The sequence below is a fragment of the Rhizobium giardinii bv. giardinii H152 genome, assembly GCF_000379605.1.
GTDB classification, from domain to species: domain Bacteria; phylum Pseudomonadota; class Alphaproteobacteria; order Rhizobiales; family Rhizobiaceae; genus Pararhizobium; species Pararhizobium giardinii.
This window is the reverse complement of sequence record NZ_KB902624.1, coordinates 63816-78551: the sequence shown is the minus strand read 5'-3', so window position 1 is coordinate 78551 and position 14736 is coordinate 63816. Positions and strand designations below refer to the sequence as shown.

The 14736-nt window shown below is 60.5% G+C and carries 15 protein-coding genes; 3 read left to right on the top strand and 12 right to left on the bottom strand.

Translation table 11 applies throughout. From position 1 onward, the window contains the following. Positions 1 to 8: 8 nt before the first annotated feature. Entirely contained in the window at positions 9 to 485 is a 477-nt protein-coding gene (locus A3AY_RS0111275; protein ID WP_018325784.1) for an MgtC/SapB family protein, read from the top strand. Positions 486 to 1646: 1161 nt separating this feature from the next. Here A3AY_RS0111275 and A3AY_RS0111270 read toward each other — a convergent pair. The 9 genes from A3AY_RS0111270 to A3AY_RS40470 all read right to left on the bottom strand — a co-directional run bounded on the left by A3AY_RS0111270 (position 1647) and on the right by A3AY_RS40470 (position 10735). Next, positions 1647 to 2894 (bottom strand): SfnB family sulfur acquisition oxidoreductase, encoded by a 1248-nt coding sequence (locus A3AY_RS0111270; protein WP_018325783.1) that lies wholly within the window; start codon positions 2892 to 2894, stop codon positions 1647 to 1649. A gap of 25 nt (positions 2895 to 2919) precedes the next feature. Further along, positions 2920 to 3702, bottom strand: coding sequence for an ABC transporter ATP-binding protein (locus A3AY_RS0111265; protein WP_018325782.1), 783 nt, complete (start codon positions 3700 to 3702; stop codon positions 2920 to 2922). A gap of 118 nt (positions 3703 to 3820) precedes the next feature. Further along, entirely contained in the window at positions 3821 to 5155 is a 1335-nt protein-coding gene (locus A3AY_RS0111260; RefSeq protein ID WP_018325781.1) for an ABC transporter substrate-binding protein, read from the bottom strand. Positions 5156 to 5247: 92 nt separating this feature from the next. Further along, positions 5248 to 6297, bottom strand: coding sequence for a branched-chain amino acid ABC transporter permease (locus A3AY_RS0111255; RefSeq protein ID WP_018325780.1), 1050 nt, complete (start codon positions 6295 to 6297; stop codon positions 5248 to 5250). 3 nt (positions 6298 to 6300) lie between these two features. Then, entirely contained in the window at positions 6301 to 7197 is an 897-nt protein-coding gene (locus A3AY_RS0111250; protein WP_018325779.1) for a branched-chain amino acid ABC transporter permease, read from the bottom strand. Then, on the bottom strand, positions 7197 to 8120 hold the full coding sequence (locus tag A3AY_RS0111245) for an ABC transporter ATP-binding protein (RefSeq protein WP_018325778.1): 924 nt from the start codon (positions 8118 to 8120) through the stop codon (positions 7197 to 7199). Before A3AY_RS0111245 ends, A3AY_RS0111250 begins: the two co-directional genes overlap by 1 nt. A gap of 140 nt (positions 8121 to 8260) precedes the next feature. After that, positions 8261 to 9364: a dimethylsulfone monooxygenase SfnG gene (gene sfnG / locus A3AY_RS0111240; RefSeq protein WP_018325777.1), complete on the bottom strand. Its 1104-nt coding sequence runs from the start codon at positions 9362 to 9364 to the stop codon at positions 8261 to 8263. 22 nt (positions 9365 to 9386) lie between these two features. Beyond that, positions 9387 to 9983, bottom strand: a complete 597-nt coding sequence (gene msuE / locus A3AY_RS0111235) for an FMN reductase (protein WP_018325776.1) — start codon at positions 9981 to 9983, stop codon at positions 9387 to 9389. A gap of 311 nt (positions 9984 to 10294) precedes the next feature. Beyond that, entirely contained in the window at positions 10295 to 10735 is a 441-nt protein-coding gene (locus tag A3AY_RS40470) for a hypothetical protein (RefSeq protein WP_018325774.1), read from the bottom strand. A 27-nt stretch (positions 10736 to 10762) separates the two neighbouring features. Here A3AY_RS40470 and A3AY_RS40465 point away from each other — a divergent pair, with 27 nt between their 5' ends. Beyond that, positions 10763 to 10924: a hypothetical protein gene (locus A3AY_RS40465; protein ID WP_234913145.1), complete on the top strand. Its 162-nt coding sequence runs from the start codon at positions 10763 to 10765 to the stop codon at positions 10922 to 10924. 507 nt (positions 10925 to 11431) lie between these two features. Then, entirely contained in the window at positions 11432 to 12628 is a 1197-nt protein-coding gene (locus A3AY_RS0111210; RefSeq protein ID WP_026203333.1) for an MFS transporter, read from the top strand. Positions 12629 to 12751: 123 nt separating this feature from the next. Here the strand turns inward: A3AY_RS0111210 and A3AY_RS35060 are convergent, their stop codons facing one another. The 3 genes from A3AY_RS35060 to A3AY_RS0111195 are packed head-to-tail and all read right to left on the bottom strand — an operon-like array spanning position 12752 to position 14708. Continuing rightward, a complete protein-coding gene (locus A3AY_RS35060) occupies positions 12752 to 12997 on the bottom strand; it encodes an ATP dependent DNA ligase (protein WP_018325770.1) in 246 nt (81 codons plus the stop codon). Between the two features lie 6 nt (positions 12998 to 13003). Beyond that, positions 13004 to 13660: a methionine ABC transporter permease gene (locus A3AY_RS0111200; RefSeq protein WP_018325769.1), complete on the bottom strand. Its 657-nt coding sequence runs from the start codon at positions 13658 to 13660 to the stop codon at positions 13004 to 13006. After that, entirely contained in the window at positions 13641 to 14708 is a 1068-nt protein-coding gene (locus tag A3AY_RS0111195) for a methionine ABC transporter ATP-binding protein (RefSeq protein WP_018325768.1), read from the bottom strand. The genes A3AY_RS0111200 and A3AY_RS0111195 overlap by 20 nt, the downstream gene beginning before the upstream one ends. Positions 14709 to 14736 lie beyond the last annotated feature (28 nt).

The following is a 14736-nucleotide window of genomic DNA, read 5'->3' as shown; positions in this document are numbered from 1 at the left end:
GTGCGCGCATGAGCGAACTGCCGGCGGAAGCGCTTGAGATCCTCCTTAGGCTATGTGCCGCAGCCGTGCTCGGCGCTGCCATTGGCTTCGAGCGACGCGTACATCACAAGGCGATCGGCATCGCCGGCATGGTGCTGATCGCGATCGGATCGACGACATATATGCTACTTGGTCGCCACCTCGCCGAGACTGATCCGAGTTCTCTCAGCCGCACGCTTCAGGGTTTTCTCTCCGGCATCGGCTTTCTCGGCGGTGCCGTCATCTTCAAGAGCGGCTTCGACGTAAAGGGAATCAAAGCAGCGGCAGCCGTCTGGATCACCGGCGCGCTTGGCCTTGCGATCGGGACGTCCTATTGGGGTCTTGGGATCGTCGTCGGCATCGTCACGGCAGCCGTACTCTTCGTTGCCGACAGTTTTCCAGACGAGGTTAGGGAGAGCAAGCAGGAGCCGGCTGATCTAAAGAGTGACTCCAGTAAGAATGACTAACAATCGGTCGGGCGCCTCCCGCCCGGAAGAGGAATTGGTCGAACGGACCGGTTTCCCCACTACGGATGTGGCGGAAAGTGCGTCCTGTCTAAAGCAACGGGAGGCTGGTTGGCCCAGGCAATGGTGACCATGAAGGTTTAGGTCGGCTCAGATGGAACCGAGGGGTAGACCGAGCCCACGGCCGCAACGAAGGTGACAAGAAAACTTCCAATGACAACTGATCCCAACTGTCGAGCTGTAGCTTCATTGCGAAGCGTCCACCAACCAGCCCAACGACGAAAAAGAAAAGCTTTGGAAAACAGGCGGCTCGATGCTGCCAAGCTCCCCGTCCCGACGGGAACGTTTGCATCCTCCTCACCGGTCAGTTTACCAACCAGACGCATGAACCAGCTGTCAGAGGCCTTTACATACAGATACCATCGCGGCAGGTTTGCTGTGTTTGACGGCGTGTCGCGGAGAAGCCATATGCGCGTATGCTGAAAGAGCGGTTGGACCATCAACAGCCGGATAGGTTCCCGGCGCCGTGCAATAGCGGACGGATATGGCGCTGATGCGCCAGTTGCCCATCGGCGAGCGAGAAATTCGTGAAATTGGAGCGATTGCCGCGAGAAATGGAACGCAGGTGATCAGAGAGATCCCGGGCCAGTCAGCGGACTTTCACCCATTGGCTTCAAGTGTCGCCAATGTGCGCTCTACTTCAACGAAACGTCGCTCAAGCATCGCCTTTCGCAGTTCTTCTCGCTGGTAGCCCATTCCGGACCGTCCAGTGGCAAGAGAGGCGAGCTTATAACTTTTTGCATGGGCGGTTCTTCAACATCGGGCGACGATTGTCACGGGGTGATCTGCACGGCAGGATTGACCTGCCGTGCAGCAACATTCAATCCGCTAGAATTCGCATGCCAGCAGAGTCTTGCCGTAACCACTGGCAAGACATTCTGCGAGAAACCCGGGTCTTTGATGTTATCGTGCCTGGCGCGGGCGAGGATACCATCGTCACGCTGATGCAGGCGATGGAGAATGGACTGGATCTGTCAACAGTGCGTGGCATCGCCTACCGCGATGACAAGCATCAACTCGTGGAGACACAGCCGACGCCGGATGGTGACGAAATCAACTCGGCGATTGTACCCAGGCACAGACGCGCGACCCGTCCGATGGTCATCAGCTCCACGCGTGCAGTGGTGGCTTCTCGCCATTCAGGAAATACTTGCCAAGAATGGCGTATTTCCAGCGGACCGGGTCGTGCAACGTGTGCGTCCGGGCGTTGCGCCAATGGCGGTCAAGGCCGTGTTCGGCAAGTGTCGAACGCGTGCCGGCCAGTTCGAACAGCTTGTTGGTTGCAAGAATGGCGATTTCCGTCGAAAGGATCTTCGCCTCTGCCGTGACGATCTGGGCTTCGGCAACGGTTTCGGCGTTCGGATCGAGGATCGCCCGGTCGATGGCGTATCCTGCCTTTTCCAGCAAGGCTTGCGCCGCGTGCAGGCGCAAAGTGAGGTCGCCGACCGCCTGGATCGTGTAGGGGTCCTCCCAAGCATTGTCGACGCCGGAATCCACCCAAGCCCGGCTTTTGGTCCGGACGAAATTTACTGTTTCCTCGATCGCAGCCTGCGCGATGCCGGTATCCACAGCCACCTGGATGATCTGGAAGATCGCACCGTCGGCCGTCGGAACCTCGTAGCCCTTGTACCCTGGCACCAGATGGGTCTTCGGCACCTTGACGTTGTTGAGCAACACGGTTCCCGAGAGCGTGGTGCGCTGGCCGAAGGACGACCAGTCGTCGATCACTGTCAGTCCTTCAGCGCCGCGATCGGCGATCGCATACCAGGCCCGGCCCTCATCGTCGAGCGCGACGATCGGCACCAGATGCGCGAGCAACGCACCCGACGAATAGAATTTCTGGCCATTGACGACGACATGATCGCCGGCATCGACGAATTTCGTTTCGAAGTCTACAGCCCGCTTGGAGCCGAACTCCGAGAAGGCATTGCCGAAGCGCGTGCCCTTCAGCACTTCCGAAAACAACAGCGTCTGCTGCTCTTCATCCGAAACGGTGCGGATCGCCGCCACGACACCGAGATGGTTCTGCGCAACCTGTCCGATCGAGGAATCGGCAGCCGAGATGATCTCGATCACCTTGGCGAGCGTCGCATAGGAGACTTCCGGACCGCCGAATTTTTTCGGTACGTTGATCGACCACAACCCGCTTTGTGAGAAGGCATCGAGTTCTTCGACCGGCCAGATCCGGTCACGGTCTCTTATCGCCGAACCTTTGACGAATTCGGCAGCGAGCGCCTTGGCAATAGCGATCGCCTCGGCATCGGTCCTGATGATATGGGCGGGCTCGAGGGGACGCGGAACTGGCGGCACCGCCTTTGCGGCATTCTCGGTATCGACGTTGGATAGGGTCATGGACGTTTCTCCTCTTGGATTGGGGTTAGCTGGCAAGCGCCGGATTGATCGGAGCCGCGGCCTTCTTGCCGAGATAAAAGGACTTGATGTCGTCGCGCTCGCGCAATTCGCGCGCTTTGCCGGAAAGCACGGCCACGCCGTTTTCCAGGATGGTGGCGCGATCGGCGTAGTTCAGCGCGACGGCGGAGTTTTGCTCTGCTACCAAAATGGATAGCCCTTCCTCGCGGTTGAGCCGGCGCAATGTGCGGAAAATGTTTTGGACGATGATCGGTGCCAGGCCCATGGATGGCTCGTCGAGCACCAGCAGACGCGGCCGCGACATCAGCGCCCGGGCAATCGCCGTCATCTGCTGCTCGCCGCCGGATGTCAGTCCGGACAGGGCTCGCCGCTTCTCCTTTAACCTGGGAAAGTATGTGTAGATCTTCTCCAGATCTTCGGCGATCTCGGCACGGGAACTGCTGCGGCCAAGCCCGCCGGACACGAGGTTTTCCTCGACCGTCAGACTGCGGAAACAATGGCGGCCTTCAAGAACCTGGACAAGCCCTGCGCGCACCAGATTGGCGGGGCTTATCCGGGTGACGTCGAGTTCGTCGAAGCGGATGCTGCCGGATACGATCTGCCCGCGTTCGGCAGGCAGGAGATTGGAGACCGCCTTGAGCGCCGTCGTCTTGCCGGCGCCATTGGCCCCCAGCAAGGCCAGAATCTCGCCGCGTGCCAGGCTGAAGCTGACGCCGTCGAGCGCTGTGATGGCATGGTTGTAAGTCGCCCTCACACCGGCAACGGTCAGCAGAATGTTCTCTTGAGCCATGATCGTGTTCCTGTCAGCCCGCAGGCCGAATGAAAGCGGGTGCGGGACTGGTTGTAAGGGAGGAGGCCCCGCGACGGGACCTCGAAGCTGCGCGAGGCCGCGCGGTTCGGAGGGATGATTAGTTGGTCGCTGTCTCGGCATCTTCCGCGGTGCGCAGCTTGATGCCCTTTTCAGCGGCATAGGCCTTGGACGACTTCTCGATGATCGGACGCAGCAGGGCCCAGTCGGGCGCGATCCAGTCGGAAACGACGTTCCACTTAGCACCATCCCACTGCTGGAAGGTCACGTAGCCGTTGCCCTCGTGATTGTCCCAGGTGACGTTGATCGAGTGGAACAGACCCTTGGCACCAAGCGCCTCGACGCGGGCCGGATCGAGCTGCAGATGTTCGAAGCCCCAGCGGACTTCATCGCCGGTCAGCGTGCGTTTGCCGAACTTTGCCTGTGCGATGCGGATTGCCTCGACGTTGAGGATGCCGTTGACGATGCCGAGATTGTGGTAGACAGAGCCGATACGTTTCTTGTCTTCCAGGTTGCCCTTGCCGGCATCGTAGATCGTCTTGACGATCTCCTGGACCACCGGATATTCGGCGCCCGATGCCTGCGTTGTGATCGCCGTGTAGCCCTTGGCGGCCTCGCCAGCCGGAATGGCGTCCTCTTCGGAATTCGACCAGACATTGCCGATGATGTGATCGACCGGGAAACCGGTCTTGGCGGCGGTCTTCAGCGCCACCGGGTTCATCACCCCCCAGCCGCGCAGGACGACGTAATCCGGCTTGGCACGGCGGATCGCCAGCCATTGCGACTGCTGTTCGTTGCCCGGATGCGGCACTTCGATCTGCTGCAGTTCAAAGCCGTATTTCTGCGCCAGCAGTTCGTAGATCGGGATCGTCTCCTTGCCGTAGGGCGAGCCGTGATAGAGCACGGCGATCTTCTTTCCCTTGAGGCTTTCAAGCCCGCCTTCCTTCGAGGCGATATAGTTCACGATACCGGATGTTTCGCTGTAGGGATTGAGCAGCAGCGGGAAGACATACGGGAACACGCGGCCGTCGCTCGAATCGGTGCGGCCATGGTTGATGGTGATCAGCGGCACCGTGTCGGCGGTGATCCGGTCGATCATCGCATAGGCGATGCCGACTGAAAGCGGGTTCCAGGCGGCAACATTCGGGTTGCTCTTCAGGCGCTCGTAAGCCTCGACACCACGCTCGACCTCGTACTGGGTTTCGGCCTCCGACCAGGTCAGCTTGACGCCGTTGACGCCGCCGTCGCGGGTGTTGATCAGGTTGAGGTAGTCGATGAAACCGCCGAAGAAGCCCGTGCCGCCGGCGGCATAGGGGCCGACGCGGTAACTCTGCAGCGGGAAATACTGCTCGTCGGCGTGGGCGGCCGGCAAGGCGATTGTGAAGGCGATGCCGGCAGCGAGCGCGGCTGCCTTGAACGTGCTGAGGATCGTCATTTCTGGACACACTCCGGGTATCTACCGGGCAAAGCACCGGTTTTGGGTTGATCGGATGAAGGACTGACTGCGGATGAAGAGCGATGAGGCTCCTACTGGGATCGGGACCGTCTGAGCGCGGTACCGATCCGTTTTCGGACTCGGTGCCAGAGAGCCACCAGGCCATCCGGTTCGAGGATCAGAAAGAGGATGATGAGCACGCCGAGCACGATACGCTGGGTCATGTCGAGGACGCCCGAATCGAACACATCTCCGAGCAGAAACGAACCGAGCCGGGAGAGCAGCAAAGGAAACACCACGATCAGAGCCGCCCCAAAAAAGGCGCCGCGGATCGAGGCCAGGCCGCCGATGATGACGATGAACAGGATCTGGAACGAACGGTCCAGATTGAAACCGGCCGGCTCGACGGTTCGCAGATAGGCAAATGCCCACAGAACACCGGCGATACCCATGATGAAGGAGGAGACCGCAAAGGCCAGAAGCTTGGTCTTGAGCACCTGCACACCGATGATACGGGCGGCCGTCTCGTTGTCGCGCACTGCGATGAAGTTGCGCCCCGTCTGGGAATTGACCAGCCTATAGGAAAGAAAGGTCAGCGCCGCAACGACGTTCAGCGCGAAATAATAGCGCCCTACGGGACCTTCGAAGACAAAGCCCGCGACGGAGAGCGCCGGAGCGTCGATGACGCCGGAGGCGGAGTCATTGGAAAACCAACTGAACTTGGTCAGCGCCCACTGCACGAAAAACTGCGCCGCCAGGGTCGAAACCGCGAGATAAAAACCCTTGAGGCGGAGGCTTGGGAGGCCAAACACCAGGCCGATGGCGGCAGCAGCAAATCCGGCCAGTACGATGCTGGCGATCAACGGCAATCCATCGACCCTGAGATTGAAATTGTAGGCGGCAAAGGCCCCGACCGCCATGAAGGCGGCACTTCCCAGCGACACCTGGCCGGCATAGCCGGTGAGGATGTTCAGTCCGACGCCGGCAAGGCTGAGCGCCAGGAACGGCAGAAGAATGGCCTCGAACAGATAGCTGGAGCCAAGAAGGGGCACACCGACATAGGCGATCGCAAGCAAAGCCAGCGTCACGGCCCACCTTGCTGGGAAATGGGAATGCGGGAGATCGGACGCGATTGCCGACATGTCTCAGACCCTTTCCACAAGCTTTTGTCCGAACAGGCCGGAGGGGCGAACAAGCAGGAAGGCGAGCGCGATCACATAGGCGAACCAGCCTTCTATGCCGCCGCCGAAATATTCGCCGATATAGACCTCGGCGAGCTTTTCGGATGCACCGATCAGCAGGCCACCGACGATCGCGCCGAGGATCGAGTCGAACCCGCCGAGAACGAGAACCGGCAGAGCCTTCAGCACGATCAGCGACAGGGAAAACTGCACGCCGACCCGCGCACTCCACAGAAGGCCTGCGACCAGCGCCACCACACCGGCCGCCGCCCACACCGTCGCCCAGATCCAAGGCAGTCTCAGCCCAACGGCGATGGCTGCGAACTGATCATCGGCGACGGCGCGAAACCCCAGACCGATGCGGGTGTAGCGGAAGAACAGAGAGAGCAGTGCCACCATGCCGGCGGCAACGACCGCGGCAAAAATATCGAACTGGCTGATATAGACGCCGCCGACATCGAAGGGCAGATCCTCAATACCGAGATCCAGACCATGGATCTGTGTGCCCCAGAGAAGTTGTGCGGCACCCTCGATCACGTAGGAAAGGCCAAGCGTCGCCATGAACAGCGTGATCGGCGGTTTGTTGGTCAGCGGCCGCAAGACCGTGCGCTCGATGGCAACACCGAGGAAGACCATGACGCCAAAGGTAATGATGAAGGCGAGCGGGAAAGAGATGCCGCGTTCGGTCAAGCTGACGAATGTCAGGGCCGCAAACAGCAGCATCGCCCCTTGCGCGAAATTGAGCACGCCGGAGGTCTTGTAGATCAGCACGAAACCGATCGCGACCAGCGAATACATGACGCCGGAAAGCAGGCCGCCGACGAGTACCTCGATGAAGAACAGCCAGTCGAAATCGGCCATCAGATCCCCTCCCCGTCATCATTTTCGGGAGCGACGCCCAGATAGGCGTCGATGACCCTCTGATTGGCCTGCACCTCGTCGGGCGTGCCATCGGCAATCTTGCGACCGTAATCGAGCACGACGACCCGGTCGGACAGCCCCATGACGACGCCGATATCGTGCTCGATCAGCACCACCGTGGTCCCGAGCGTATCACGCGCAGCGCGCACGAAATCGGCCATCTCGTTCTTTTCGGTGGCCGTCATGCCCGCCATCGGCTCGTCCAGCAGCAGGATTTTCGGCTCAGCGACGAGCGCCCGCGCAAGCTCCACGCGCTTTTGCAGTCCATAAGGCAGCGTGCCCGCCAGCCGGTCGCCGACATGGGAAAGATGCAGGAAGCCGAGAACCCTGGCAGCGCGATCGCGCGCATCCACCTGTTCCGCCCTTGCCTGACCCGACCCGGCGATCTGTCCGATGAAACTCGACCGCGTCCTGTAGGCCCGGCCAGCCACGACATTGTCGAGGACACTCAGGCCTCTGAACAGAGCCAGATTTTGGAAGGTGCGCGCAACGCCGTGGCGAGCGAGTGCCTGCGTCGGAACCTGCGTATGGTCTCGTCCGGATAGTCGCACACGGCCGCGATCCGGGCGGTACACGCCGCTGATCACATTGATGATCGAGCTCTTTCCCGCGCCGTTCGGCCCGATGATCGCGAGGATCTCGCCACGTCCGACCGACAGGTCGATATCGCTCAAGGCCACGACCCCGCCGAAGGAAAGGCGGACCCCCACCAGGTCGAGAACGCTGTTCTCGTTCGTGGCTGCATCGCTTGATGGAGTCTCGTCGGCGCGCGATGATCTATCAAGCCCCACCAGGTGCTCCTGAACGTCGGGCGGAAACGGCGCTGATCCCAAGCCTCCGAAAGCAAATGTCATTGCGTGCATGCCCCTGTTCTCCGTAGTGCACCACCAGGCCTTCCGGCCTAACAGGCGCGCACCGCACCTTCCCCACCACGAACCCGGTCCGGATTCGTCGTCTGTCATTGCCGGCGGCCGGTTCTCCGGCCGCCAATGCTCATGTGCGATTACTCGGCGGCGACAGCCGCAGCGCCTTCGTCCGCCTCCAGCTCCCGGATCAGCGGGATGACGTTCTTGCCGAAATACTCGACCTCTTCCTGGAAGTGCAGGAAGCCGAGCAGGATGAGATCGGCGCCGGCGCGCTTGAGGTCGACAACCCGCTCGGCCACCTGCCGCGGCGTGCCAATCAGGTTGGAGCGGAAGCCGTCATTGTACTGGACCAGATCCTCGAACGAGGATTTCGCCCAGTTGCCCTCGCCTTCGGGCGACGACTTGCCGGCATTCTTGACCTCATGGCCAAACGCGTTGACCGCCTCCGGATTGGCCTTCTCGATGATCTCGGCCAGAACGGCGCGGGCCTCCTCTTCGGTCTCGCGCACGATCGCGAAGGCATTGACGCCGACCTTGACGGAATGGCCATTGGCCTTTGCCTTGCCCTGGATATCGTCCACCTGCTTGCGGATTTCTTCCGGCGTGTTGCCGTTGGTGAAATACCAGTCCGAAACACGCGAAGCCATGTCACGGGCCGCGCGCGAGGAGCCGCCCTGGAAAATTTCCGGCTGCGGATCGATCGGCTTGGGCTTCAGCGAATAATTGTTGAAGCGATAGAAATCGCCGCTGAAGGTGAAATTGTCTTGCGTCCAGATGCCGCGAAGTGCTCGGATGAATTCCTCCGACCGGCGATAGCGCTCGTCATGATCCAGCCAGTGCTCGCCGATCGCATGGAACTCTCCACGGAACCAGCCGCTGACGACATTGACGGCGACGCGGCCATTGGTCAGGTGGTTGATCGTGGCGATCTGCTTGGCGGCCAGCGTCGGATTCCACGGGCCGGGCAGGATGGCAGCAATGACCCTGAGCGTCGTCGTCGATTCCAGCAGCGCATGACTGAACGAAACCGATTCATGCTGGAATTCGGCGCCATAGCCTGCGGTAAAACGGATCTGGCTCAGCGCATAGTCGAAGCCGCTGGCTTCCGCGATCTGCGCGAGCTTGCGGTTATACTCGATCGTCCAGCTCGTGCGCTGCTCGATATTGGAAATGACCAGTCCGCCCGAGACATTCGGCACCCAATAGGCAAATTTGACCAGCTCTCTGTTCGCGTAAGTCATGGTGTTCTCCTCTTCAAAAAAATCAAGCCGAAGCAGCGACGAGCGCCACGCGATGACCGGCCCCACCGGCAACAGCAGATTGATCGGCCGTCGGCCGAACCTGCGTGAGCTCTAACACTGCGCGATTGATGCGCTCGTGAACGGCGGTATTGCTGATGTCGTAGTCGGTGAAATCGGCTTCGGTAGCGTAGATGGCGGTTGGCAGCGTAAGGGCATTAAAGAAGCCGAACAGCGGCCGCAGCTGATGTTCAGTCATCAGCCCATGCAGCGGGGTTCCGCCCGTCGCGACGAGGATGACGTGCTTGCCGGTCAGCGCCCGGTAATCGACGAGATCGAAGAGATGCTTCAGCGCGCCGGTGTAGGAAGCCCGGTAGACGGGCGATCCGACAACGAGCACGTCGGCCGCCTCGACGGCGTCAATGATTGCGCGGCCCTCCGCATCGAGTTGATCTGCGCGCAGGGCTCTGAAAAGAACAGGGGCGGCGTCCACCAACTCGATCAGCCGACCGCTCGCGCCCAGGCGCTCCGCAGCCGAAGAAACGACAGCGTCGACAAGCGAGGCGGTGCGTGAAGGCCGTTTGACGTTCCCGGATAGACCGAGGATGGTTGGACCAGTCATCTGAAATTCCCATTTTCTTTATTTCATATAGATTATGTAGATAATCGCTATTGAACAGGAATGGATTTTCAAAAGACACGGAAGATTTGGAAAACGTCGCTTTCTTTAATACGACCATGGTGAGCCAACTGGGTGGCGCTGCGGGAGCTTGCCGAAGACAAGATCAAGGAGCTAACCAGCAGAGAAGCGCGCAAAGGAGGCCATGAGGAGAGCGGATCCGGGCCCGTCGACATCCTCGGAGCCGCACGCTTTGCTATCTCCGTATCCGCCCTGATGATTGCCTTGACCGAAATGGAACCGACAGTCTCCGGTTAGCAATCGTGGCTTTGGCCGTCTTTGTCATTGCTCTTGCCGCGTTCATCTGGCAGGAGCGACGGCGCAGAAGCACCCATGGTCACTCCTGGCCTGTGGTTGAAGCGACCGATAGCATTCGCAAATTTAGCAGTGTTTTTCGCGAGCATGTCGATCATGGGATTGACGACCTTCTTGCCGATGTACGTGCAGACGGTTCTCAACCGCTCCCCGCTTGTGGCAGGTTTCGCACCGACGATGCTGCTCTTGGGTTGGCCATGCGGCGCGACGATTGCGACGCGCAGTTTCGCCCGCATCGGCTTGCGACCGATCATGATAGTCGGCAGCCTCTGCATGCCACCCGGAACGTGCTTGCTCGTCCTGCTCACATCCTCCAGTTCGGCATTATTGGCTGGTGCCGGTTCGCTTGTCATGGGTTTCGGTATGGCGTTGCTCAACATCAGCGCTTGATCCTTACCCAGGACAGCGTGAGCTGGTCTGAGCGCGGCAGCGCCACCGCTTCAAATGTTTTCTCGCGCAACTTGGGCAGCACGCTTGGCGCAGCCATACTCGGTGCGGTGCTGGCCTATGGCCTGGCCAACGCTACGGATGGCCAGTGGATCACGGCGGAACAGTTGCAGGCCCGCTGAATGTACGGGTCTTGATGCCGGACGCAGAATCCATCCGGCTTGAAACACGCGCTGCATTCCACTTTCATCGTCATGCTGGTGTTCGCCGTGTTGATTGTGCCGGCTTGCTTTTTCGTGCCGAACCCCAGGTGGGCAGCGGACATGAAGCTTCAGGCAAAGCAATGCCCTACTGACCAATTTCTTGATATAAAAATTGGTCAGTAGATGCCATTGGGATTGCCACTCCGCCGCGACTACCGGGGCCGCCTGTGTCATACGTCCAAGACGAAGGTCGGAGGAAATGATTGCTCCTGACCATTGTCAAAGCGGTGTTCCTCCTCCAGAGTTTAGACTGCCTGCAGGAGTTGGCGCCACAGCGGGGACGCGTCTGTTGGACCTCGAAGCAGCGGCCGCCTCTGTGGCAAGCTCTCATCACTCAGGAAAGCTCCCCAGCTTCATTCTTGGTCCATCATTTCCTCCGTGCCTGGTGGGTCCACGCTGAGACGCAGTGCTCGAAAGTAGGGACAAGTGCCAGGAATTCACCCAACCACCTATCTGTTCGCAGCGCGCGCTTTACGAGACTTCGGCGACGGGTTCGTGGCCATTCTCCTGCCGGTCTATCTGCTCCTTCTAGGATTTTCTCCGCTGCAGGTCGGCATCATCGCCACCGCATCGCTCTTTGGCTCGGCGCTCTTGACCATTGCAGTCGGGTTTCTCGGCGCTCGCCGCAATCTCCGCTGGTTGCTTCTCGCTTCCGCGAGCCTGATGACGGCCACGGGTGTCGCCATGTCCCTAGCGGACGATTACTGGCTGCTGCTGGTGATCGCATTCGCCGGCACAATCAATCCGTCTGCCGGCAGCGTGAGTGTGTTCGTGCCGCTGGAGCACGCGGCGCTCACCCGCGAGGTGAGCCATGCGGAGCGGACAAGGATGTTTGCGCGCTACAGCCTCGTCGGGGCGCTCGCCAGTGCCGGCGGCGCGCTTTCGGCGGCCCTTCCCGATTTCACAACTGGCATTGGGCTCGAACGATTGACATCAATCAAGCTGATGTTCGTGATCTACGCCCTTGTCGGGATTGCCGGCGGCCTTCTTTATGCACGCATACCAAAGCGCGGCGCCAGCCACGAAACCTCCAGGACCCCCGCCCTCGGACCGTCGCGCGCTATCGTCTTGAGGCTTGCGGCCCTCTTCAGCCTGGACGCCTTCGCTGGCGGCTTCGTCGTCCAGTCGCTGCTCGCCCTGTGGCTGTTCGAGCGTTTTGATCTGTCGCTCGCGCAAGCTGGGGTGTTCTTCTTCTGGTCGGGCGTGCTGTCGGCGTTCTCGTTTCCTGTCGCAGCATGGCTGTCGCGACACATCGGCCTCATCAACACCATGGTGTTCACCCACATCCCGTCGAGCGTTGCGTTGATGCTGGCGGCATTCGCGCCCACCTTGCCGTTGGCGCTGGCGTTGCTGCTGGTACGTGCGGCGCTCTCGCAGATGGATGTGCCAACGCGCTCGTCCTATGTGATGGCTGTCGTGACGGAGGCAGAGCGGGCCGCAGCCGCGAGCTTCACATCCGTGCCGCGCAGTCTAGCCGCGGCGGCCAGCCCCGCCCTTGCGGGTGCACTCTTTGCGGCATCCTACCGTTCTTGGCCGCTCGTCATCTGTTCTGCCCTAAAGATCGTCTATGATGTGCTGTTGCTAATGCAGTTCCGACACCTCAAACCGCCGGAGGAAGATTGAGAACCCGCACGCACCGTTCTCAAGGGCAATTAGCGTGGCATAAAGGCAGCCGCTCCATTGCTGGCAGACGTTCGTCTGATCGAGGTTCTGGCTGATTGGTGCCCATGAGGGTTATTATCTCTGCTATCCGAGCCGCAAGCAGCACTCCCGAGTGGGATGGCGCAGCTTGCCGTCGTGGCTCCAGGCTCGGTATTCGACCTCGACGATGATCGTCGGCTGCGCAAACAACACGCTGACGCCGGTACTAATCGCAATAGGCGGCTTCTTCACGTTCAGGAGATCCAGCAACTCCTTCAGCTCCCGCGCCACGACTTGGGAAAAGCCAGTTCCAGCCGAGCCGACTGCCTGATCGGAAGCTCGCCCGATCAATTGATCTTAGTTGCGATGATCCAGCCGTTCGACCACGCGGTCACCGAACCACTGGATGCCGCAAACCAGGACGATGAGAACAGCAACCACGGCGACCATGACGGCGGTCTCGAAACGCTGGTAGCCATAGCGGATTGCTAGATCCCCGAGGCCACCGGCGCCAATGGCACCTGCCATGGCGGAGGCGCCGATCAGAGTGACGATCGTCACCGTAAAGCCGGCAACAATACCCGGCAAAGCTTCCGGGATCAGCACTTCGCGGATGATCGTCCAGCGATTGCCGCCCATGGCCCTGACCGCCTCGATCAATCCCCGATCCACCTCTCGCAGCGAGACTTCAGCGATACGGGCATAATAGGGCGTTGCCGCGATCGACAGTGGCACGATCGCCGCCCAGGTGCCGATTGAGGTGCCAACGATCAGCCGGGTGACCGGGATCAGGGCGACCAGTAGGATGATGAACGGCACGGACCGGAAGGCGTTGATGACGGCGCCGAGCACGCCGTTCAGCCAGAGATTTTCGGCGATGCCGCCGCGCGACGTGATCACCAGCGCCAGCCCGAGCGGCAGGCCGAAGACCAGGGAGATAACCCCGGACGCCGCCGTCATCAGGATCGTTTCCCAGAGCGACTGCATAAGAAGTTCAAGCATGATCGGCGACATGACCGAGCACCTCCACCTGTGCGCCGAGGCGCTCTGCAAATGACACCAGATTGCTGACAGAAGCCGCACTCACGGCAACGAAGAAGCGGCCGACAGGCTGCTCACGAATATGATCGACGCCGCCATGAACGAGGCGGCTATCGTTTGGAAAAGCAGCCGAAAGGCTTCGCAGGAATGGACCCGCAGCGGCGAGCCCTGCAATGTCGATGGCGACAATGGCATCCCCTTCCCCGCTCGGAGAAAGGCGTTCCGCGATGTTGAGGGGCAGTTGCGGACGAATGCCACTAAGAAGGCTCTTGGTGGTCTCGGTCTGCGGCCGAGAAAACACCTGCCAGACAGGCCCCTCTTCGACGATGCGACCTGCATCCAGCACCGTAACGCGATCAGCGATGTTGCGCACCACTTCCATCTCGTGAGTGATGAGCAGGATGGTGAGCCCGAGCTTGCTGTTGATATCCTTGAGCAGTGCCAGGATCGAGCGTGTCGTTTCGGGATCAAGCGCCGAAGTGGCCTCATCCGACAGGAGAAGCGCCGGGCTTGCAGCGAGCGCCCGGGCGATACCGACGCGCTGTTTCTGGCCACCCGAAAGCTCTGAAGGATAGGCCTTTGCCTTGCCGGAGAGCCCGACAAGTTCCAGAAGTTCGGCGGCCCGTGCCAGTCGCTTTGCCTTTGGCCACCCTTCGATCTTCAACGGCAGCGCGACATTCTCTTCCACGGTCTTGGCCGACAGCAGGTTGAAGTGCTGGAAAATCATGCCGATCTTGCGGCGCAGCGGCTGCAAGCTGGCTTCGGTGAGGCCGGTGATCTCGCGCCCGTCGATCTCGATCTTGCCGCTATCGGGCCGCTCCAGCCCGTTAAGGCAGCGGATCAGAGTGGATTTGCCGGCACCACTTCGACCGATGATACCCAGGATTTCGCCACGCTGGACGCTCAGCGAAACACCATCGAGCGCCGCCGTCTCGCCGAAGCGGCGGCGCAGATCGGTGAGCCGGATAACGTCTTCGCTTGTCTCTGTCTCGCTCGCTGTCCATGAAACATGCTTGTTCATTCTTCTCTTTCCTGAAACGGCCACAAGC

Excerpts from the sequence above, each read along its gene's own strand:
- A3AY_RS0111275 (WP_018325784.1), top strand. The coding sequence starts at position 9 with ATGAGCGAACTGCCGGCGGAAGCGCTTGAGATCCTCCTTAGGCTATGT.
- A3AY_RS0111270 (WP_018325783.1), bottom strand. The coding sequence starts at position 2,894 with ATGACCCTATCCAACGTCGATACCGAGAATGCCGCAAAGGCGGTGCCG.
- A3AY_RS0111265 (WP_018325782.1), bottom strand. The coding sequence starts at position 3,702 with ATGGCTCAAGAGAACATTCTGCTGACCGTTGCCGGTGTGAGGGCGACT.
- A3AY_RS0111260 (WP_018325781.1), bottom strand. The coding sequence starts at position 5,155 with ATGACGATCCTCAGCACGTTCAAGGCAGCCGCGCTCGCTGCCGGCATC.
- A3AY_RS0111255 (WP_018325780.1), bottom strand. The coding sequence starts at position 6,297 with ATGTCGGCAATCGCGTCCGATCTCCCGCATTCCCATTTCCCAGCAAGG.
- A3AY_RS0111250 (WP_018325779.1), bottom strand. The coding sequence starts at position 7,197 with ATGGCCGATTTCGACTGGCTGTTCTTCATCGAGGTACTCGTCGGCGGC.
- A3AY_RS0111245 (WP_018325778.1), bottom strand. The coding sequence starts at position 8,120 with ATGCACGCAATGACATTTGCTTTCGGAGGCTTGGGATCAGCGCCGTTT.
- sfnG (WP_018325777.1), bottom strand. The coding sequence starts at position 9,364 with ATGACTTACGCGAACAGAGAGCTGGTCAAATTTGCCTATTGGGTGCCG.
- msuE (WP_018325776.1), bottom strand. The coding sequence starts at position 9,983 with ATGACTGGTCCAACCATCCTCGGTCTATCCGGGAACGTCAAACGGCCT.
- A3AY_RS40470 (WP_018325774.1), bottom strand. The coding sequence starts at position 10,735 with ATGTTGAGCAACGCCATACCGAAACCCATGACAAGCGAACCGGCACCA.
- A3AY_RS0111200 (WP_018325769.1), bottom strand. The coding sequence starts at position 13,660 with ATGTCGCCGATCATGCTTGAACTTCTTATGCAGTCGCTCTGGGAAACG.
- A3AY_RS0111195 (WP_018325768.1), bottom strand. The coding sequence starts at position 14,708 with ATGAACAAGCATGTTTCATGGACAGCGAGCGAGACAGAGACAAGCGAA.